Source organism: Parasphaerochaeta coccoides DSM 17374, from assembly GCF_000208385.1.
Lineage (GTDB): Bacteria > Spirochaetota > Spirochaetia > Sphaerochaetales > Sphaerochaetaceae > Parasphaerochaeta > Parasphaerochaeta coccoides.
Map to the genome: position 1 here is coordinate 1,796,312 of NC_015436.1, position 22,147 is coordinate 1,818,458.

The 22,147-nt window shown below is 52.1% G+C and carries 12 protein-coding genes; 3 read left to right on the forward strand and 9 right to left on the reverse strand.

The window, feature by feature from the left end:
- Positions 1-13: 13 nt before the first annotated feature.
- The 3 genes from SPICO_RS07755 to SPICO_RS07765 are packed head-to-tail and all read right to left on the reverse strand — an operon-like array spanning position 14 to position 4,163.
- Positions 14-1,945, reverse strand: coding sequence for an ABC transporter ATP-binding protein (locus SPICO_RS07755; protein WP_013740117.1), 1,932 nt, complete (start codon positions 1,943-1,945; stop codon positions 14-16).
- Positions 1,938-3,689 carry an ABC transporter ATP-binding protein gene (locus SPICO_RS07760; RefSeq protein WP_013740118.1) on the reverse strand — a complete coding sequence of 584 codons (1,752 nt, stop codon included), beginning with the start codon at positions 3,687-3,689 and terminating at the stop codon, positions 1,938-1,940. Before SPICO_RS07760 ends, SPICO_RS07755 begins: the two co-directional genes overlap by 8 nt.
- A gap of 18 nt (positions 3,690-3,707) precedes the next feature.
- Positions 3,708-4,163, reverse strand: coding sequence for a MarR family winged helix-turn-helix transcriptional regulator (locus SPICO_RS07765; protein WP_013740119.1), 456 nt, complete (start codon positions 4,161-4,163; stop codon positions 3,708-3,710).
- A gap of 476 nt (positions 4,164-4,639) precedes the next feature.
- Between SPICO_RS07765 and SPICO_RS09940 the strand changes: the two genes are divergently transcribed.
- The 3 genes from SPICO_RS09940 to SPICO_RS09950 all read left to right on the forward strand — a co-directional run bounded on the left by SPICO_RS09940 (position 4,640) and on the right by SPICO_RS09950 (position 12,582).
- Positions 4,640-6,985 carry an RCC1 domain-containing protein gene (locus SPICO_RS09940; RefSeq protein ID WP_013740120.1) on the forward strand — a complete coding sequence of 782 codons (2,346 nt, stop codon included), beginning with the start codon at positions 4,640-4,642 and terminating at the stop codon, positions 6,983-6,985.
- 318 nt (positions 6,986-7,303) lie between these two features.
- On the forward strand, positions 7,304-9,646 hold the full coding sequence (locus SPICO_RS09945; protein WP_013740121.1) for an RCC1 domain-containing protein: 2,343 nt from the start codon (positions 7,304-7,306) through the stop codon (positions 9,644-9,646).
- A 311-nt stretch (positions 9,647-9,957) separates the two neighbouring features.
- Positions 9,958-12,582 (forward strand): RCC1 domain-containing protein, encoded by a 2,625-nt coding sequence (locus SPICO_RS09950; protein ID WP_013740122.1) that lies wholly within the window; start codon positions 9,958-9,960, stop codon positions 12,580-12,582.
- A gap of 180 nt (positions 12,583-12,762) precedes the next feature.
- Here SPICO_RS09950 and SPICO_RS07785 read toward each other — a convergent pair whose 3' ends face one another.
- The 6 genes from SPICO_RS07785 to SPICO_RS07810 form a co-directional block, all read right to left on the reverse strand.
- The gene (locus SPICO_RS07785) at positions 12,763-13,125 is read right to left on the reverse strand and encodes an iron chaperone (protein WP_013740123.1); all 363 of its coding nucleotides are present in this window, start codon (positions 13,123-13,125) and stop codon (positions 12,763-12,765) included.
- Positions 13,112-14,506, reverse strand: coding sequence for a branched-chain amino acid transport system II carrier protein (gene brnQ / locus SPICO_RS07790; protein ID WP_013740124.1), 1,395 nt, complete (start codon positions 14,504-14,506; stop codon positions 13,112-13,114). Before brnQ ends, SPICO_RS07785 begins: the two co-directional genes overlap by 14 nt.
- Positions 14,507-14,574: 68 nt before the next feature.
- A complete protein-coding gene (locus tag SPICO_RS07795) occupies positions 14,575-15,327 on the reverse strand; it encodes a TSUP family transporter (RefSeq protein ID WP_013740125.1) in 753 nt (250 codons plus the stop codon).
- A 122-nt stretch (positions 15,328-15,449) separates the two neighbouring features.
- Positions 15,450-18,584 carry a DUF8487 domain-containing protein gene (locus SPICO_RS07800; protein ID WP_013740126.1) on the reverse strand — a complete coding sequence of 1,045 codons (3,135 nt, stop codon included), beginning with the start codon at positions 18,582-18,584 and terminating at the stop codon, positions 15,450-15,452.
- Between the two features lie 55 nt (positions 18,585-18,639).
- Positions 18,640-19,305 (reverse strand): DUF1961 family protein, encoded by a 666-nt coding sequence (locus SPICO_RS07805; protein WP_013740127.1) that lies wholly within the window; start codon positions 19,303-19,305, stop codon positions 18,640-18,642.
- A gap of 45 nt (positions 19,306-19,350) precedes the next feature.
- The gene (locus SPICO_RS07810) at positions 19,351-22,080 is read right to left on the reverse strand and encodes an exo-rhamnogalacturonan lyase family protein (protein WP_148229036.1); all 2,730 of its coding nucleotides are present in this window, start codon (positions 22,078-22,080) and stop codon (positions 19,351-19,353) included.
- Between the last annotated feature and the right edge of the window lie 67 nt (positions 22,081-22,147).

The window sequence follows — 22,147 nt, forward strand, 5'->3', positions numbered from 1 at the left end:
CCGGCAAGGCAGCCTACTCCAGCTCCAAGGCTCCGGTGTAGAGCTGCCAGTACTTGCCCTTCATGTCAATGAGCTGCTCGTGGGTTCCCCGCTCGATGATCCTGCCTTTATCCATCACCATGATTACATTGGAATCCTGGACTGTCGAAAGCCGATGCGCAATGACAAAGACAGTCCGACCCTTCATCAGAGCATCCATTCCCTTCTGAACCAGAGACTCGGTACGGGTATCAATGGAACTGGTGGCCTCATCCAAAATCATCAGCGGAGGATTGGCAACAGCGGCACGGGCAATGGAAATCAACTGCCGCTGACCTTGTGAAAGACCGCTGCCATCGCCCTTCAACATAGTCTGGTAGCCATCGGGCAACATCCTGATGAAGCTGTCCGCATTGGCCAGCCTGGCCGCCTCAATGCATTCATCATCAGTCGCGTCGAGTTTCCCGTAGCGGATATTGTCCATTACCGTGCCCGTGAAAAGATTCACGTCCTGTAGCACCATGCCCAGGCTCCGCCTCAAGTCGGCCTTGCGGATCTTCTTGATAGTGATGCCGTCATACCGAATCTTGCCATCCTCTACGTCATAGAAACGGTTAATCAGGTTGGTGACCGTAGTCTTGCCCGCCCCCGTGGCACCGACAAAAGCAACCTTCTGCCCCGGCTTGGCGTACAGGGAAATGTCCTTGAGCACCAGCTCTCCGGGTACATACCCGAAGTTCACATCAAGGAACCTGATGTCACCCCGCTGCTGCGCATAGGTAATCGTACCGTCCTTGTGAGGATGCTTCCACGCCCAAAAACCAGTACGTTCCGTGCATTCCTCAATGCTGCCATCCTCATGAATCCGCGCATTGACCAGTGTTACGTACCCGCTATCTGACTCAATCGGCTCATCGAGTAAATCAAAGATGCGTGACGCGCCCGCAAGAGCCATGATCACCATGTTGAACTGCATGGATATCTGACCAATGGGATTGACGAAACTTCGGGACAGCGTGAGGAAGGAAATGATTGTCCCCATGCTCAAGAGTCCCATTCCCTGGATGGTCAGGTTCGGGATTCCCGCTATCCCTCCCGCGCCGCCGACGATAGCTATAAGTACATAGAGCAGATAACCCATGCTTCCGATTACCGGCATGGTGATGTTGCCGTAGATACCCGCCTTGGTCGCGCTGGAGCAGAGCTGGTCATTCTTATGGTCAAAGGCTTCCTTGACTTTCTGTTCATGACAGAAGACCTTAACCACCTTCTGGCCATTGATGATTTCCTCAATATAGCCGTTCACGTCTCCCAATGCCTGCTGCTGGCCTATGAAGTGGATACGGCTCTTGCTGACCAACATACGCACAGTGAGCATGAGACCGACGGTGAACAGGATGACGAAACCGGACAGGACAATGCTCAGGTAGAGCATCGACACGAAAGCCGCAATGACCGAAATAAGTGAGGAGAACATCTGGGGGATGCTCTGGGAGATTGCCTGTCTCAGGGAATCAGCATCATTGGTGTAGCGGCTCATCACATCCCCATGGACATGGGTATCAAAATACTTTACGGGCAGTTTCTGCATGTGGGAGAACATGTCGTCCCTGATTTTCTTGAGCGTCCCCTGCTCAATAGTCACCATGGTTCGGTTGGAGATGAATGCGGAAAGCGCACCACCCAGATAGATGGCTCCCATTACCAGGATGGCCCGGAACATGGCGGCATAGGAAGGGTTCACCTGTCCGAGCAACGGCAGGATATGGTCATCAACCAAGACTTGAAGGAACAGGGCAGAAAGCGCACTGGTTCCGGCAGTGATAAGGATGCACACGGTCACGACCGTCAGACGCACCTTGTATTGCCCCATGTAGGAAAGAAGACGCTTGATAGTCCCCGGCTTGAAACGACCTGGGGTCATCCCCGTCCCACGTGCTTTTGGTTTCACGGCTGTCTTACTCATGGAGGATGCTCCCCTTTGTCTGCGAATGATAGACTTCACAATAGATTGAACTGGATTCAAGCAACTGTTCATGCGTCCCGACTGCTGATATCCGGCCATCATCCAGTACAATGATCATATCGGCATCCTGGACAGAGGCGACCCGCTGGGCAATGATAATCTTGGTCGTACCGGGGATATGGGTACGCATGGCTTCCCGTATCTTTGAGTCCGTCGCCATATCCACCGCGCTGGTGGAATCATCCAGTATCAGAACCTTCGGATTCTTCAGCAGGGCGCGGGCTATGCACAGCCGCTGCCGTTGTCCACCTGACACATTGCTCCCGCCCTGCTCAATGTAGGTATCGTAGCCGTCAGGAAACCCGCTTATGAACTCATCAGCCTGGGCAAGCTGAGCGGCATGACGCATTTCATCGTCAGTGGCGTTCTCATTGCCCCACCTGAGATTCTCCTTGATGGTTCCTGAGAACAGCACATTCTTCTGGAGTACCATGGCCACCTGGTTGCGCAGGACATCTACCTCATAGTCCCTCACATCCACGCCGCCTACCCGCACGGAACCGGAGATGACATCATAGAGACGGGGAATGAGCTGGACGAAGCTGGACTTTGAAGAACCTGTCCCGCCGATAATGCCTACCACCTGGCCAGCCGCTATCGCGACCGAGACATCATCCAGCACGGGCTTGTCCGCCGTACGGGAGTATGAGAATGTCACATGGTCGAACACAACAGAACCATCAGGAACCTCACAAACCGGATTTTCAGGATTCGTCAGATCGCTGTTTTCAGAAAGGAGAGCTGCTATTCGTTCAATTGAGGCACGGGAAATAGTAATCATCACAACTACCATGGAAAGCATCATGAGGCTCATCAGTATCTGCATGGCATAGGTAATCATGCTGGCCAACTCTCCGGTGGACAGTCCAATGGCCGCATTGTTCCCGCTGGCTATGATTTCTTTGGCGCCGAACCATGAAAGGAGCAACATGCTGGTGTAGAGACATATCTGCATCAGCGGCGCGACAAATGAAAGCCGTTTCCCCGCACGGGTGAAACCTTGGAAGATTAACTGGGAGATGCCGGTGAACTTCTTTTCCTCGAACTTCTCGCGGTTGTATGACTTGACCACCCTCATGCCGTGAAGATTCTCCTCCACCGCGCTGTTCAAGAGGTCATAGTAGCCGAAGACCTTGGCAAAAATCGGATGAACACTGCTCATGATGAACCACAAGCCTATTCCCAGAACCGGGATGGCTCCCAGGAAAATCATGGACATACTGCTATCGATCCGGAATGAGAAAATCATGGCAAAGATAATCATGAAAGGGGAACGCACAGCCAGACGAATGACCATCTGATAGGCCATCTGGACATTGGTCACATCGGTTGTCAGCCGGGTGATGATGCTCGATGTCGAGAACTTGTCGATATTTGAGAAAGAGAAAGTCTGGACGTTGTAGAACATATCCTTGCGCAGGTTCCTGGCAAAGCCGGAGGCCGCCACAGCCGCATTGGTTCCCGCCCGCACGCCGAAGAACAGTGCAAAAAGGGAAAAGACGACCAGCACGATTCCTACCCGCAGCACTTCGTTCATGTTGCTCTTTGCTATGCCGTTGTCAATCAGCAAGGCCATGAGTGTCGGGATGAGTATTTCCAAGATTGATTCGATGATGACGTACAGAGGCGCCATGAGACCTGGTTTCTTGTATTCACGAATGCTGGCAAACAGTTTTCTGACCATGTTTCTCCTCATATTTCCTCATATCTGCATCTGTTCATGGGCACGGGTGATGTTCTCCATCATCCTGTCAAGATACCCGACAAGCTCATATGTCTCCCGTCCGGAGAAGCCTTCAAGCAAAGCCCGCTCAAGGCTGTCAATGTCCATGTACATCATTTCACGTATGGCGCGGGACTTGTCCGTAAGTTCTATCTTTTTCAGGCGGGCATCCGAATCAACGCTCCTGCGGATGATGAAACCGTCGGCTTCAAGGGAGCTGAGGATACGGGATGTCGTGGATCTGGCAATCATGAAATGTTCTTCAATGGTCTTCTGGTAAATATCAATGCCATCGTTGTCCGCCAGATATCCGATAATCCATCCGTTGTTTCCGGTGAGACGTTCTACCTCACGTCTGCCGGCAAACGAATGCGTGTATCGCCTGACCATGCAGTTCAAACCACGTAGGCAACGGATGACTTTGCGCTGGTTCATCTCCATCCTCCAGAAATTAGTTCCATTGTTAACAGTTCGATGCGGAACAATATAGGAATATGCCATCCAAGGCCAACAAGGTCAAGCAAATCGATGTCGGTTTTCTGTGTGTTTTCCATGGTGATTTTTTCAACTCTTCATGGCACGGAGGAGATGGTAAGGACATATGCATAGGTAAGGGTATGTTGCAAAAGTCTGGAGCGTCCCCAGCCTCATAATCTTCACATTTCTTGCTTTCTTGCGTTGCACACGTTTGAAACGGAATACAGGCGACAATATCCGCATCTTTAGATTCGAGTAACCCGAAAGTATTATATCTTTTCACGTCAAAATCATACTTTCGGGTAATCGTCACTATTACCGATATCCCCTACATTAACTCATCAATTCATCATGCTTTGCCAGATTAACCCCTTCCTTCATTATATTTTGATGAATGATTTTTGGTTTTCCATGGAAAGATAAGGGTAAAAAAAGTGAGAAAGAATGGTATTGTGCTTGCAAGTCTCCTCATGGTGCTTTTCGTCTTTGCTTCATGCAACGGCAACCTATGTGTCTCACACGCCAACGACGTGCGCTTCACCACGGAGATAATAGGACGCAAGGCCACCGCTGACTCCGGCTGGAGTATCGGGGATGAAGTCGGCATCTACATGGTTAAGGCCGGTGGGGACGTGGCTACTGTCGCCGCGACCGACCGTGACAATGTGCAGTACGTGGCAGATACGGCGGGCATCAACTTCTCCGGCTTCTCCCCTGTTAACGCCTCCAACCCCTTGAAATGGGATGACATCTCCACCCCTGCCATCACATACTTTGATTTCATCGCCTACTATCCTTACGAGTCTCCCATCGCTGATACCACAGCTCTACCCATAAACGTCTATCCGGGTTCCGGGGAACAGGATACCGGAAAGGCTGACTTCCTGTGGGGGAAGAAGGCCGGTGTCCAGAACAATACATCGACGGTCTGCCTGACGCTCAGTCATGCCCTCTCCCGCCTTGTCGTCAATGTCATTCCAAGTACCACCGTTGATAAGGATGCCATCAACGGTGGTACGCTTGTCGCCACGGTCACGGGCTTGAACACTCAGGCAACAATCAATCTGGATACCGGAGATGTGACCCCTGTAATCCCCAGCGACATTGATATCGTCATGAAGGACATCTCCGGCACGCTCACGGATGCGGAAAGAACCGCAGGGAACCGCCGTTTTGAGGCTGTACTGATACCTGTGGACAACACGTTTGCCCTGGATAACGTGAGCCTGGAGTTTACCCTGACTGATGGTAGTGGTACTCATACATACACGTGGGCAGCAACTTCCGTAGCGACCTCTGACCAAGGCAAGATTCACTTTGACGCGGGAAAGCAGCATGTCTACAACATGACGCTCAATACGAAGACGGATGAAGTCGCCATCGCGGAGATTCGCATAGGGATAGTGGACTGGGACACCGGAAGCGGGGTGAACGGGGCAGCGGAAAAGGCATACAGCCTCACCTTTGGGGACAACGGAGCCACGAGAGGCAGTGCTCCGGGACGGATGCATGCTCATGGGGGAAGCCAGGTCACACTGCCGGGTTCCGGAACATTGGAGAGGGACAGCCATGATTTCTACGGATGGAATACTCTGCCTGATGGCAACGGAAGCCATTATGCCGCCAGTGAGTCCTTCACCATGCCCGCCGATGACGTGACGTTATATGCACAGTGGAAGGTGATGGTGAAGGTCAAGTCAGTCTCCGCTGGAGGTTTTCACACGTTAATTCTGAAGATGGACGGGACGCTCTGGGCAACAGGAAACAACGAATATGGTCAACTGGGTGTCGGCACTTCAGGTACCGTGAACAGCAAAAGCACGCCAGTGCAGGTCATGACTGATGTCGCGGCTGTCTCCGCCGGATGGTCCCATACGATGATCCTGAAGAATGATGGCACGCTCTGGGCGACTGGACGCAACAAAGTGGGTCAACTGGGTGTCGGTGATAATACCAACAGAAGCACGCCCGTGCAGGTTTCGTCCATGGGTTCTGATGTCGCGGCTGTCTCCACCGGAGAGTCCTATACGATGATTGTGAAAAAGGACGGCACACTCTGGGCGACTGGACAAAATACTGCCGGTCAACTGGGTGACGGCACTACGGATGACAGAAACAAGCCTGTGCAAGTCAAGGGTTTGAATGGGGTCGGGTTCATGACTGATGTCGAGGATGTCTTCGCCGGAGGGTTCCATACGATGATTCTGAAGAAGAACGGGACGCTCTGGGCGACTGGATTCAACTATTTTGGTCAACTGTGCGACGGCACTACGACCATCAGAACTACTCCCGTGCAGGTCCAGGATTCTAGTGGGGTCGGGTTCATGACTGATGTCGCGACTGTCTCCGCCGGATGGGCCCATACGATGATCCTTAAGAAGGACGGCACGCTCTGGGCGATTGGAAAGAACGAGCAGGGCCAACTGGGTGTCAGCGATAAGATAAACAGAAGCACGCCCGCGCAGGTCAGCTCCAATGTTGCGTCAGTCTCCGCCGGAGAGTCCTATACGATGATTCTGAAGAAGGACGGCACGCTCTGGGCGACTGGATCAAACGATTCGGGTCGACTTGGTGTCGGTGATAATAACGACAGAAGCTCGCCCATGCAGGTTTCGTCCATGGGGTCTGATGTCGCGGCTGTCTCCGCCGGGTTCCATACGATGATTCTGAAGAAGAACGGCACGCTCTGGGCGACTGGATACAACTTTTTGGGTCAACTGGGTCTGGGTGACAGCGGTTCCGGAACCGATAGAAGCACGCCCGAACAGGTAGTTTTCTGACCGGAACATGATGAGATACCGGCGCACACGTCAACCAACAGGTCGTTCCCATTCTCATAATCTTCACATTTCTTGCTTTCTTGCGTTGCACACGTTTGAAATGGAATACAGGCGACACTATCCGCATCTTTGGATTCGAGTAACCCGAAAGTATTATATCTTTTCACGTCAAAATCATACTTTCGGGTAATCGTCACTATTACCGATATCCCCTACATTAACTCATCAATTCATCATGCTTTGCCAGATTAACCCCTCCCTTCATTATATTTTGATGAATGATTTTTGGTTTTCCATGGAAAGATAAGGGTAAAAAAAGTGAGAAAGAACGGTATTGTGCTTGCAAGTCTCCTCATGGTGCTTTTCGTCTTTGCTTCATGCAACGGCAACCTATGTGTTTCACACGCCAACGACGTGCGCTTCACCACGGAGATAGGACGCAAGGCCGCCGCTGACTCCGGCTGGAGTATCGGGGACGCGGTCGGCATCTACATGGTGGAGGCCGGTGGGGACGTGGATACTGTCGCCGCGACCGACCGTGACAATGTGAAGTATGTGGCAGATACGGCGAGCATCAACTTCTCCGCCTTCTCCCCTGTTGACGCCTCCAACCCCTTGAAGTGGGATGACATCTCCACCCCTGCTATCACAGAGTTTGATTTCATCGCCTACTATCCTTACGTGTCTCCCATCTCTGATACCACTGCTCTATCCATAAACGTCTATCCGGGTTCCGGGGAACAGGACACCGGAAAGGCTGACTTCCTATGGGGGAAGAAGGCTGGTGTCCAGAACAACACCTCGACAGTCAGCCTGACGCTCAGTCATGCCCTCTCTCGCCTTGTTGTCAACGTTGGGCCAAGTACCACCGTTGATAAGGATGCCATCAACGGTGGTACGCTTGTCGCCACTGTCACGGGCATGAACACGCAGGCAACAATCGACCTTAACAGCGGAGATGTGACCCCTGTAATCCCCAGCGACATTGATATCGTCATGAAGGACATTTCCGACACCCTTACGGCTGCGGAAAGAACCGCAGGGAACCGCCGTTTTGAGGCTGTACTGATACCTGTGGACAACACTTTTGCCCTGGATAACGTGAGCCTGGAGTTTGTCCTGACCGGTGGTGCTGGCGATGGTACATACACATGGGCAGCAACTTCCGTAGCGACCTCTGACCAAGGCAAGATTCACTTTGACGCAGGCAAGCAGCATATCTACAACATGACGCTCAATACGGATACTCATGAAGTCGCCGTCGCGGAGATTCTCATAGGGATAGTGGACTGGAACACCAGAGGCGAGGTGAACGGGGCAGCGGAAAAGGCATATAGCCTCACCTTTGAGGACAACGGAGCCACGAGAGGCAATGCTCCGGGACGGATGTATGCTCATGGGGGAAGCCTGGTCACACTGCCAGGTTCCGGAACATTGGAGAGGGACAGCCATGAGTTCTCCGGATGGAATACTCTGCCTGATGGCAACGGAAGCCACTATGCCGCCAGTGAGTCCCTCACCATGCCCGCTGATGACGTGACGTTGTATGCACAGTGGATGGTGAAGGTCAAGTCAGTCTCCGCTGGAGATGATCACACAATGATTCTGAAGACTGATGGTACTCTCTGGGCGACTGGATCCAACTATTACGGTCAACTGGGGGTCGATGATATTACCACCATAAGCACGCCCGTGCAGGTCAAGGATTCTAGTGGGGTCGGGTTCATGACTGATGTCGCGGCTGTCTCCGCCGGAAGTCATCACACGATGATTCTGAAGAAGGATGGCACGCTCTGGGCGACTGGAGAGAACAAAGCTGGTCAACTGGGGGTCGGTGATAATACCGACAGAAGCACGCCCGTGCAGGTTTCGTCCATGGGTTCTGATGTCGCGGCTGTCTCCGCCGGAGGCAGGCACACGATGATCCTGAAGAAGGATGGCACGCTCTGGGCGACTGAAAATAAGACTCCCGTGCAGGTCAAGGGGTTTGGTGGGGTCGGGTTCATGACTGATGTCGCGGCCGTCTCCGCCGGATACGATCACACAATGATTCTGAAGAAGGATGGCACGCTCTGGGGGATAGGACAAAATTATAATGGCCAACTGGGTGATGGCACTTCGGGTTTAGGGAACAGCACAAGCACGCCTGTGCAGGTCAAGGATGATACCGATGGTTCCGGGTTCATGACTGATGTCGCGACTGTCTCTACCGGATTCTTCCATACAATGATTTTGAAGAAGGACGGCACGCTTTGGGTGACTGGATCCAACAGCCATGGTCAACTGGGTGACGGCACTACGGATAGCAGAGTCATACCTGTGCAGGTCAAGGATGATACCGATATTTCCGGGTTCATGACTGACGTCGCAGCTGTCTCTGCCGGACTGTATTACACGATGATCCTGAAGAAGGACGGTACGCTCTGGGCGACTGGACGAAACAATTTGGGTCAACTGGGTCTCGGCAATAAGACCGACAGTGAGATTCCCGTGAAGGTCGCATCCATGGGAACTGATGTCGAGGCTGTCTTCGCCGGATGCAAGCACACGTTGATCCAGAAGAAGGACGGATCGCTCTGGGCGACTGGATTTAATACTAACGGCCAACTGGGTGTCAGTGATAATACCAACAGAAGCACGCCCGAACAGGTAGTTTTCTGACCGGAACATGAGGAGATACCGGCATACACGCCAACCAACAGGTCGTCTCCATTCTCATAATCTTCACATTTCTTGCGTTACACGTGTTTGAAACGGAACACAGGCGACACTATCCGCATCTTTGGATTCGCGTAACCCGAAAGTACTATATGCTTTTTCGTCAAAATCATACTTTCGGGTAATCGCCAATCATCACCAATATCCCCTACATTAACTCATCAATTCATCATACTTTTCCAGAGTAACCCATCATTTCATTATGTTTTGATGAATGATTTTTGGTTTTTCAGGGAAAGATAAGGGGAAAAAAAGTGAGAAAAAACAGCATTGTATTTGTAAGCATCTTCCTGATGCTTTTCGTTTTTGTTGCATGTTCCGGCGAAGTAGAGGTTCCGCACGCCAGCGCCGTGCGCTTCACCACGGAGATCGGACGCAAGGTCATGGCTGACTCCGCATGGCAAGCCGGTGATGAAGTCGGCATCTACATGGTAGAACATGGTGCCTTGGCTGCCAGTGACACCACTGGTACCCGTGCCAATAAAGCGTACAGGGCCGATGCTTCCAGTCCGATTTCTGGCTTCTCCCCTGTCGATGATGCCAACACCTTGACGTGGGATGACTTCGCCGCTGGTGCGGACAGCACGTTCGACTTCATCTCCTACTATCCTTATGTGTCATCCATCTCTGACACCACGGCTCTGCCCATAGATGTCTATCCGGATTTTGGGGAACAGGATACGGGAAAGGCTGACTTCCTGTGGGGACACAGCAAGGACGTGGAGACATACGGTGACGGTATCCAGAACAATACGTCAATGGTACAGCTGAAGCTTGACCACATGCTCTCCCACGTGGTTGTCAACATTGCCCCAAGCGACAGCATCGATAAGGCTATCATTACTGAAGATGGCGCTACGCTCGCGGCTACGGTCAAAGGTGTCACCACGCACGCTGCGATCAATCTGAATACCGGAACAGTGACTCCTCGTGGTGATGACACGGCGTCCATTCACATGAAGGATATTTCCGACACCCTCAGCCAAGCTGACCAGAATGCGGGAAAGCGCAGGTTCGAGGCCGTGCTGATACCTATGGCTCACACGCGGGAGCTGCTGGATGCTTTGGAGCTGGAGTTTGTCCTCACTGATGCCAGGGGTAGTAGCACTACATACACATGGACACCGACGTCCGTAGCTGAGAACAAGGAAACCCTGATTCACTTTGACGCGGGCAAGCAGCATGTCTACAACATGATGCTCAATACCACGACATCCCATGTCGCCGTTGCCGCGATTGACATGGGAATCGTGGCGTGGGATGAATGCGCCCGTGAAAACTGGGAAACGGTCACTTCATACCGTGTCTCCTTTGATGCCAACGGAGCCGAGAGCGGAGACGAACCGGAACAGGTAGTCACCTATGAAGGATGCAAAATCACACTGCCGGGCAGCGGAACACTGGAAAAGAGCGGCTATTTCTTTGCCGGATGGAATACTGAGATTGATGGCAGCGGAGATTCATATGCCGCCGGAGACTCCTTCGTGATTCCTGGGCAGGATGTGACACTCTATGCAATCTGGGTGGAGAAGAACCAATACAGCATCTCCTTTGATGCCAGCGGAGCCACGGGAGGCAGTGCTCCGGGACGGATGTATGCTCATGAGGGAAGCCAGCTCACACTACCGGGCAATGGAACACTGGAAAAGAGCGGTTATTTCTTTGCCGGATGGAATACTGAGATTGATGGCAGCGGAGATTCATATGCCGTTGGTGAGTCCTTCACCATGCCCTCCAATGACGTGACGTTGTATGCACAGTGGCTGGTGAAGGTCAAGTCAGTCTCCTTCAAAAGTTTTCATACGATGCTTCTGAAGATAGACGGCACGCTCTGGGCGACTGGACAGAACACTCATAGTCAACTGGGTGTCGGTGGTAATACCAACATAAACACGCCCGTGAAGGTCATGACTGATGTCGCGGCTGTCTCTGCTGGATACTACCATACGATGATTGTGAAGGAGAACGGCACGCTCTGGGCGACTGGAAACAACCAGTATGGTCAACTGGGTCTGGCTAGCATTCTCGGAACCGACAAAAACACGCCCGTGAAGGTCACGTCCATGGGTGCTGCTGTCAAGGCTGTCTCCGCCGGAAGTTATCACACGATGATTTTGAAAAAGGACGGCACGCTCTGGGCGACGGGGCGGAACAACTATGGTCAACTGGGAGACGGCACTACGGATAGCAAAGGCATGCCTGTGCAGGTCAAGGCCAGTACCACCCCCAACGACTTCATGACTGATGTCGAGGCTGTCTCTACCGGAGTCTATCATACGATGATTCTGAAGAAAGACGGCACGCTCTGGGCGACTGGATACAACGAATATGGTCAACTGGGTGACGGCACTTCGAATGACAGAAGCACGCCTGTGCAGGTTTTGTCCATGGGTGCTGATGTCGCGGCTGTCTCCGCCGGAGAGAACCATACGATGATCCTGAAAAAGGACGGTACGCTCTGGGCGACAGGACAGAACACCTATGGTCAACTGGGGGACAGCGATTCGGGAACCAACAAAAACACGCCCGTGCAGGTCAAGGATGATACCGATATTTCCGGGTTCATGACTGACGTCGCGGCGGTCTCCGCCGGATACGGTCATACGATGATCCTGAAGATGGATGGCACGCTCTGGGCGATTGGACGAAACGAATATGGTCAATTGGGGGTCGGTAATCATAACGACACAAGTACTCCCGTGCAGGTTTCGTCCATGGGTTCAGATGTCGCGGCTGTCTTCGCCGGAGAAGCCTATACGATGATTTTGAAAAAAGACGGCTCGCTCTGGGCGACTGGATTTAATACTGACGGTCAACTGGGTCTGGGTGACAGCGGTCCGGAAACCCACAGAAGCTCGCCCGAACAGGTAGTTTTCTGACCGGAACATGAGGAAATACCGGCGCACACGTCAACCGATTAATAAATCGTCCCGTTGCGCCGGTTCATCCTCATGGCAATGTTCCTCGTACGCGGCTGTTTGCTGTTTCTTATATATGATTAAAAGACATTGCCTGAACTTTTTTCATATATGCCTTATAGCTTCACCCGCAGGCTGTCATCAATCATGCCGGGAACTTCCAAGATACTGTATGAGAACCCGTATTTCTTCCAGCGGCAGGGGCTGGTCATAGGGTATACGGATACCCCCTTTCGAGGTAGCAAAGGAAGGATATCTCTGCGTGAACCAGGCAGTGGCTTCCGCACCGGAATACAACCCTATGTGGCCTGAAAATGCACCGACATGAAGAAAGTTCCCGTTCATAACGAACGTGATCATTCCCCAGCTCACCTTCTGGATGACATCCGGAATAAGTTCAGTCACCTGATTCCTGATGTCTGTTATCCATTTTTGCGCTATCGTTTGAGCTGTCGATGCGATATAGGCGTCTACAGCTCCCAGGTCATTTTCATGAGTCTTCATTGGTTCCCTCCTGTCCCGCATTTCGTGCGAAATGCCGCTTTCCCGCTATCAGTATCCATAGCCATCCAGCTCCGGTTCCAACACACAGGGGAACGAACCACCCCAGCCCCAGCTCAAACCACGGGAACGTCTTGCCGCAGAAATCAATGTATGCGCCGAATGAAGACAGACGAGCCACACTCTCCGGCAAAGAACGGAGGAAATCCCCGATACTGACAGGGATCACAGCAATGATACCGCAGAAATATACATTCCGGCTATCCCTGAAAAACGGGGACAAAAGTCCCAGGATAATCAAGGAAATGGCCAGAGGATACAGAAGCATGAGTACCGGCACGGACAGGGAGATGATTCGGGTTAAGCCGACATTGGCAATGAGGCATGATATGCCGGTAAAGACATACACATAGGTGCGATAGCCCAAAGAACGCGGGAAAATCCTGACAAAGGTTCCGGCGCAGGCCGTGATGAGTCCCACTGCTGTCTTCAGGCATGCCAAGGTGATGATAAGCGCCAGAAGGACTCCTCCCGCGGAACCGAAATAATGACGGGCTATCAAAGCAAGGGAAAGCCCTCCGTTGGATGTCATGCCGATGCGTCCGACGCTTGAGGCTCCCATGAAAGTCAGGATGGCATAGATGAGACCCATCAGAACCATGCTGACCCCGCCCGCCCTGACAGTTCCCCAGGCAAGTCCGCGCGGGCTGCTGACCCCGATATCCTTCAAAGTCTGTATTACAATGATTCCGAAGGCCAGGGACGCAATGGCATCCATCGTATTGTAGCCAGCAATGAATCCTGAAAAGAATGGAGCCGTGCTGTAGTCCCCACTTCCCGGAAGTAATTCTCCCATGGGAAAGAACAGAGCCGCTCCCATCAAGACAGAAAGGAACACAAGGAAAAGAGGATTAAGTATCTTGCCCACCCAGGTCAGGATGTTGCTGTTACGGAGGGAAAAGAAAAGTACCCCGCAGAAAAACAGAAGACTGAAACCCGCAAGGACACCGCCCCTCCAACTTTCCCCTACAAAGGATGCAATGCCGACCTCAAAAGAAACCGAAGCAGTACGGGGAATGGCAAAGAAAGGGCCAATGGTCAGATACAGAAGAATCGTCATCATATAACCGAAGAACGGATGGACTCGGCTGGACAGATTGAAAAGACCTGAGCTGCGTGACACACCAATGGCGACAACGCCCAGGAAAGGAACGCCAATGGCCGTAGTCAAGAAACCAAGCACTGCCGGAACTATGGATGTTCCCGCTTCCTGCCCCATGTAGACGGGAAAGATCAGGTTCCCCGCTCCAAAGAATAGACCAAAGAGCAGTGACCCGACGAGCATGTCCTGTGCGGGCGTCAATTTTTTATCCTTCAGTTCCACCTGATGCTATCTCCACAGTCTTTCATTATTACCAAATTACAAAATCCGGAACTCTTTTCCATTCACCGTTACTTCCAATCAAGAGCAAGCGTCACAAAAAGAAGAGACAGTACCACAATGAAGAAAGGACGGACAATCTTGATGCCATTGCGAATGGCAAGCCCCGATCCCACATAGTTGCCTGCAATGGATGCCAAGGCACACGGTATGGCGACTGCATAGTCAACCTGTCCGTTGATAATGAAAATAGTAAGCGCGCCGATATTTGAGGCCAGATTCACAATCTTGGTATTGCCGCACGCCTTTTCTATTTCCAATCCCACAAGGGCAGTAAATCCCAGAGTGAGGAACATACCGCTCCCAGGCCCGAAAAAGCCGTCATAGCATCCCACCGCAAGTCCAAGCACAAGGGACATCACAAGGGCGCGGGAAGCGGGAATGTCACGGGATGCCTTCCCCAGATTCTTGTTGACGAGAGTGAATACCGCCAGGACAGGAGTCAGGACAAGCATCAGAATGGAGACAATGCGAGGCTCGACAGTGAGAACTAACCTGGCTCCCACAAGAGAACCCAGACCGGAGCAGAGCGCGGCGGAAAGTGCCGTCCTCCATACAACGTCCTTTGCCCGTATATAGCGCAACGCCGCGACAGTCGTACCGGAACAGGAGGCAAACTTATTTGTGCCCAGGGCAAGATGGGGAGGAAGTCCAAATACGCTGTAAGCAGCCAGGCTAATCAACCCGCCTCCTCCAGCAATGGAATCAACCAGTCCGGCCATGAATATAAGGAATATGAGCAAAAAACCGCCAAGTGAAAGCATAAGGAACATCCACCTTTCCGGAAATAATCGCTTCCGACGAAATATCTGACGAAACATGACAGGACATCATGATGATTGTTCCCCACTATGCCCCAGAGCAAGGAAAAACTCAATATAAGAAACTAGGCTTCTATTTCCTTGGTCGATGTCTTCCCCGTAGCTTTCCAGTAACAGACATCCTCAGAACCGACCTGTTCAGCAACAATCAGGTTGAAGACGGCAATCTCAACGATAGCCTCCGTCTCTGTTTCTTCATGATGCCACCCATCTTCCCACTCTCTCCATTCCTTCATTCCCGCCTTCTGGAATCCTGAACGCACAGTCAGACGGATACCGGACAATGACCGGGGAGAATCAAACATGAGCCTCTGTTCACGAAGCGTAGAACGCAGTTCGTATTCGCCTATCATTTCAGGCAAACCGTCCTCATGCAGCGCAGTGATGAGGATTTCCTTCATGTCCCCTTCATGCATGCGGTTCTTCTGCCCCTGTAGCATGATGACACCCAGCACGGTTTTCTTGCCATTCCATCTCATGTCCAGACTCAAAGGATACGTCGTACCACGCAGGATGAAGGATGTATTGGGGTTCCCATCGACAAGACTCTCCGCATTTTCATACTCTCTGCCATGGAAACCCGTGAGACGAGCGTCAAGACTGAGCATGATACGATTAGGATGGAGACGGTGGGAAATGAAATCCGGCTCCACACTACAGACAGGGTTGAAACCTTTACTCCCCAGGTAGCGACGGATAGCGGACATGAACGTATATGCCGCCGGGCGTTCCTCAAAACGCCCTTCCAGGTCAGCCGTAACAACCATCAGTTTTCCCTTGGACATCCTGCATTCAAACATGAAAGCCAGATCAAGGCTCCTGTTATGATCATCGATCAGACGCATAATGGGATTGAGGGCTGGAAGCCCTTCCATGCAGAAGCTTCGGGCACGGTCAAAGATGTCTTCCCACTGCCATCCTCCCCATGATTCGCTGGGAAAGGACATGAACACAGGGTGAGACGTATCAACGACCATTCCCATGCCCCTTTGCCATGACGGACCCATCTGGGCATTCCAGAATACCGGCTTGAACGATGCGGGCGGACAGTCATAATCCAGTTCGTCCAGACGTGGGGTAAAAAGTACGGAATGCCCTTTATCCAGCGCTTCCAGTGCCACAGTCCAATCCTTGGTATGGAGCACATCGGCATAAAGCGCATCCACTTCCGCATCATGGGCATCATGGGTATCCAGTCGTCCTGGGCGTTCCAGCCCTTCCGGTCGTGGATAGACATGGAGCGTCCAGCAATTTGACACATCTCCCATCCGTAGTGTAAAGGTGGTGTCCCACGGTTCCTTGACGCAGGCAAGGTCAAGTTCCACGACACCAGCGTGGATGTTCTTGCCAAAGGGCAGTGAAAGACGGGGAAGCACGCCGGAAGCAAGAAGACGCTTTCCCTGCGTCAGGCTCCATATAATTACGGCATCCTTCACGGGAGATTCCCCATAATGGCAGATTTCAACAGGTACCTCCACTTTCTGTCCAGTCCTGAATACATACCCCGGCAACCGTGCCAACAGGACGGTAGGAGAACAGAAACGCCTCCATTCATCATTGTCTACATAGCCTTTTTCATCCCAGAAAGCATCCAGGATTCCCACGGTCGCCATCCCCTGTCCAAGATAGTCATGGATGTCCAGAAGCTCGAAACCCTGGATATGCGGAGTACGGAAGTTGGCCTCCAGTTCTTCCTTGTACATCATAGCCTGGAGCTTTCCTGAATTTCTTGAGAAAAGAGCATTGTACTTCAAAAGACCTTTCTGCCTGGCATGTTCCTGATAGACCTCATAGTTCCCCGGCCTCATATACCCGGTAAACTTGGAGATGATTGAAAAATCAGGGTATGAACACCATTGCCCAAGCTCATGCGCAATGACAGGTAAGGTCGCTCCTTCCAGGCTGCTGCCATAATCCTTCCCTTTCCATCCTTCACTATTGCGGATGTTACCACCGAGAATCGGACCGTACCCGGAACGATGAAAATAAATATAATCAGTGTCCTTCTCCGTGATATCCCGTGGCGGTACGTCATAGAACCATCCGGATTGGGCAGTATAAAGCCGTCGGCCACCATATCCGAGCTGGTGGTCATAATCCCTCGTCTCCTTCACCCATTCACAGAGAGGCACGTACCAAGAACCACCCGGTTCATTGGATGGAGAGAACAGGACAAAGGAGGGATGATGTCCAAACTCTTTAAGTATCCTCCGGGTTTCCCCTCTGAGGATGTCCACCATGGGAATCCCTGGATTGAATATGTTCCACATTCCCGCTTCGACCTGGATGAAAACCCCTGCCTTGTCCGCCGCGGCGAAAGCGGCTTGGGGCGGGCAATATGAATGGCAGCGGATGAAGTTCAGTCCCCAGTGCGTGACTATATCCATGATTCGTGTCCAGAAAGCCGGTGAGACATCAGGCATTCCGGAAAGTGGATAGTCTCCGCCGAAATGAGTTCCCCTTAAGTATTCGCTCTTGCCGTTCACAAGGAACATTCCACCTTTCACTTCCATCTGGCGCTGATGCGCAGCCGCATAGAGCGAGCGGGCAGTCTGACGTTCCTTTATTTCCTCATTGGTAAGGAGGACTATCTCTCCCCCCATCCCGTTCCATGTGGCGGCAAGGGCATCGGAAACGCCGTGTCCGTCAGGTCGGTAAGGAAGGGAGAAGGAATTGTCCATGAGGACACATATCTCATGAGTACCTGCTTCAAGATGCCCCAGCGGTATCTGATGTGGTGTACAGAGGGAAAAATCACTGCCCTTTTCCGTGCCATCGACAGAGACGGTACTTTTCCAATGGGCAAGTTCGATGCGCAGGACATAATCAGCGGGTACATCGAGCGTAAAACTTCTCCCGTACCATGCCTTGCCAATGAAATGCCGTGGAGGTTGAGAAAGAAAGGGGACGCGGACGCCTGACTCCTGGGCATACGCATATTCATCCCGGACATACCAACAGGCATCATGAAGTCCGCTGACCCAAGGCGTGTCACGGCTTATCTCATCTCCGTATCCCTGGGCTTGCAGGGTTCCGGGAATATGGATGAAGCCTTGATGATTCTCCTTCTCACGCAAAGCAAGCGACCACTGCCCGGATAAATTAATCACCGGAGGCGAAGCGTGCGCTTCTCCTCCTCTCTGATTCTTTTCATGAACGCCCATGCCCGTGTCGTCCGTTTCGGCGTCATTCCTGCTCATGCTATGTCCTGCCCTTCTGACGAATGCTGTACGTCAGCGTATATGCGCTCATGGATTATATGCTCTCATGAACCGTGAGATTCCGGTATCGGGCTGTCAGCGGAGCCAACTGGCGGAAACCGATATGTCCGGCTCCCAATCTGTCGCCGTAAGAAACCCCGTCGTCACGGTATGTGAAGATGGGGAGGTCGTTGACGGAAAAACTTACAGAATCCGGCTCCTTCACTACGCACAGGCGGTAAAAATCATGGACATCAGCCGCACCGGGAATAGGATCGGCCCCCTGTGCCACCAGATGGAAGCCATGGCTCTTGCGCAGGTTGCAGGTATGGAACATCCTTTCATCTGGCTCTTTCCTGCGGAAATAAGAAACATGGAAGGCATTGATGTCGCCGCTGTGATATTGAGGATACTCGCCTGTACGCGGCAACAGCGCAGGGCTGAAAAGATCTTCCCCGTTCCGACCTGTGGCGGAAAAGAACAGGATGCACAGACCCACATCAGTCACCGGCATGAACTCCCATTCTATCACGCATCTGTCCGGAATAAGAAGCGGACACCATAGCACGAAATTGGCCTTCTGCCCCTGTTCTCCCGGTAGTTCATTCTCCATCTGCAAGAAACCGTCCGCGCACGTGATGCGTGCCTTGCCTTCCAGGATGAAATCCTTGATGTCGGCATCGTTATGCAGGGGATTATCATAAAGCATCTTTCCTTTCATGATAGCCTCATCCCTCCATTGACCATTGTATTCTTTAGCTACGCCCTACGCCTTACGGAAACCAGTACCGGGAAAAGTGGAGAGAAGTTCCTTGATACCTTCCAAGGTCTCCGGCAAATCGTCTTCTATGAAATCCAAGGTCATAATGACGTTGAGACACCATTGCGCCGCAAAGTTGGTTGATATCCAAGGAATTTCAATCAGATTCTCCTTGTTGCCAACATTCTGCGCCTGTGTCATGGAAAAGCCTTGGAAATTGTTGTCGGATATCAATGCCGACAGAAGGCCTCTCCATACCGCAAGGGCTGTATTCCGGTCACCCAGATACCATGCGCCGTATGCTCCCATGGCCGCCGCCATGAATGGCAAGGAAAATTCCCTTTCTCCGATGCTCCCTCCGGATTCCCTGAGCTGCTGCTCACGGGACAGGAAATAGAACCTGCCGTAGTCCGCCATCATCTTCTTCCATGGTTCATAGCCCAACAGGTCTCCCATTTCCATCCAAACGGAGGGCGCTCCCATGCATATCTGGAGATGGGTACCGCCTGTCGAACATTCTCCGATATAGCGCAGACGCACTGTCTTCGGGTCAAACTCAAAATCAGGCCCGCTTATCAGCTTGAGGGGAGCCGCTTCTATATCCCGGATTCCCACCATGATTTTCTCACGGTACGCCGCATCGTTGAAGCGTTCCCACTGTGTCATCCAGTTCGAGCACAGGCTGGACCAGTCGGGGCCGGAACGGGCATGAGCCGGATATGTCATTTCCGCTTTATCATAGAACTCTCCCAACGGGTCTTTTTCCAGGAAAGTGAGTTCATTGTCCTTGAGCTCGGCAAAAATATCCTCCATCCGACGGTCTCCGGTAAGGTAATAGAAATACCTGTGATGTCCGGCCATGGCAATCCTGGCCTCCTTGCAGGGACAACCCCAATGACGCACATTATGCCGGGAACCCAGCCCCTTGTACCTTCCGAAATGGTAGACATCTATTTCCGAGGCATGACGGCTCAATTTCTCGGCAAGGGTGAAAACATCCTCCCGACCGGAGCGCATGAACATCAGCCAAAGCCACAGTGTCGGGACAAGTTCCGTATTGTCCCATGCATACCCGCCCATGTCGTAACGCCAAACATGGCGTTCCTTGTCATAGGTATGCATGAAGTCCCCATGATTAAAAAGCCCCGTCCAGTTCCTCTGCTCCACTTCGTTCCTGTAGAACTCGATTGCTTTGTCCAGTTGTTCTTCCAGATAACGCCGGGATTCAATACTGCGGGATGGTAAGGACCAATACCCGAATGCCCTGCACCGGTGATAAAATTCCGGGTCGCCGACATATATCGGAGGATTGTCCACCTGATGAGCAAGTTCCTGAAGACGTACTTCAGCCGTTACCGGCTCTGATCCCCAGCTTAAGGTACATTCGCTTGTCGCTGCTATTCCGTATGCGCTGGCTCCGAAAAAATCATATCCTTCGTAATATACCTGGTTGTATCCGCGGTCGGTATAATGCCGGAAATCATAGGCTTCAGCAGCCGGAGAATAGAACCATACGTCAGTCCTGGTACGGGAACCAGCCAGACCGGACACGGTATAACCTGCCGGATGCCTTTTGGCAAAATCACGGAGGACAAAGGACAATGACCCATTCTCCCCTCCATGGGAAAGTCCCCCTCCGGCATACTGGCCGTCAAGACAATCAAGCCAGCATACGTCAGGGATGCCCGTCTTCTTCCTCACCTTGAAATGTCCGGGGTTGTCCTGGCAGAAATCATAGGTATCCCAGAAAGGCATGTCAGGAAGGATGCGCTTTATATTGGCCAAGACTGCTCCTTCCGGGTAAAGAAGCTCGCCGCGACACTGGGCGGCATATACGGCATCAGGAATCCGTGGCCGCCATGACAGGAGTTGAGCCACGCTTTCATGAAATGAACCAGCATCACCGAGGAAACGAATATGCCTGTTGTACATTTCTCCTTGGATGCGGGCGTCAAAAGAGATGCCGACGCCCTTGAGGAAATCACGTTTTTCCTCCCCGTCATAAAGAAAAGTATGAGTGAAGGACAGTGAATCCGAACCAATCCCCATGCCCATGCGTATGACAAATGGAATCAATTCTTCCCCTGATATCGGGTTCTTATGGATGCCTTCATATCTGAAAAGAACGTGGAAAGGACCGTCTTCTTCCACTTCCATGCTGGAAATCTCACCAAGGAAATCAGTGACTGTACGGGTTTCGATGGTTTCTTCCACCGCCCGTCTTTCCAGTTTGAGTACAGGAAAGGCTCCATGCACCCTAAGTTCACCGTTGACACGAAAGTCCTTGAACAGGAACCGCCCATGGGAACATACGGTAAACGATACATCCCCTGCGGTGATGTCAAAGGAACCTTTTTCCGACCCGGCGTTCATGGAAACCATCGGAAATGAAGATGCTGATGATGAAGAAACACAAGGAAAATCAGGTATCACAGAAATTCCGGCGTGCGCCTTCATTCCTCTCCGGTTTTCTTTGCAACTTTTTGTATCGGGCGCAAGGACACTGCCAATTAGTTCCACTTCCGCTGTCATGCGTCCCGCGTCCGCTGTATGCGCAGTCCATTTTACACTTCCATCGGGATAATAGGCGGTAATCCTGCTCTGAACCGGCAGTTCCGTACCGTCTGAAGTCCTGAGATGGAAATCTCTCGTGCCGGGAAACTCGCCCTGCTCCCAGATACAGCCGAAAGTCACATATCCTGATTGGGCACGCCCCGGTAGATTATGCAGTTTCATGGTCATGTCTTCCTCTGCTTCAAAAGCACCAGCACCACCAACAGATGAAAAACCGACTGGAAGGATA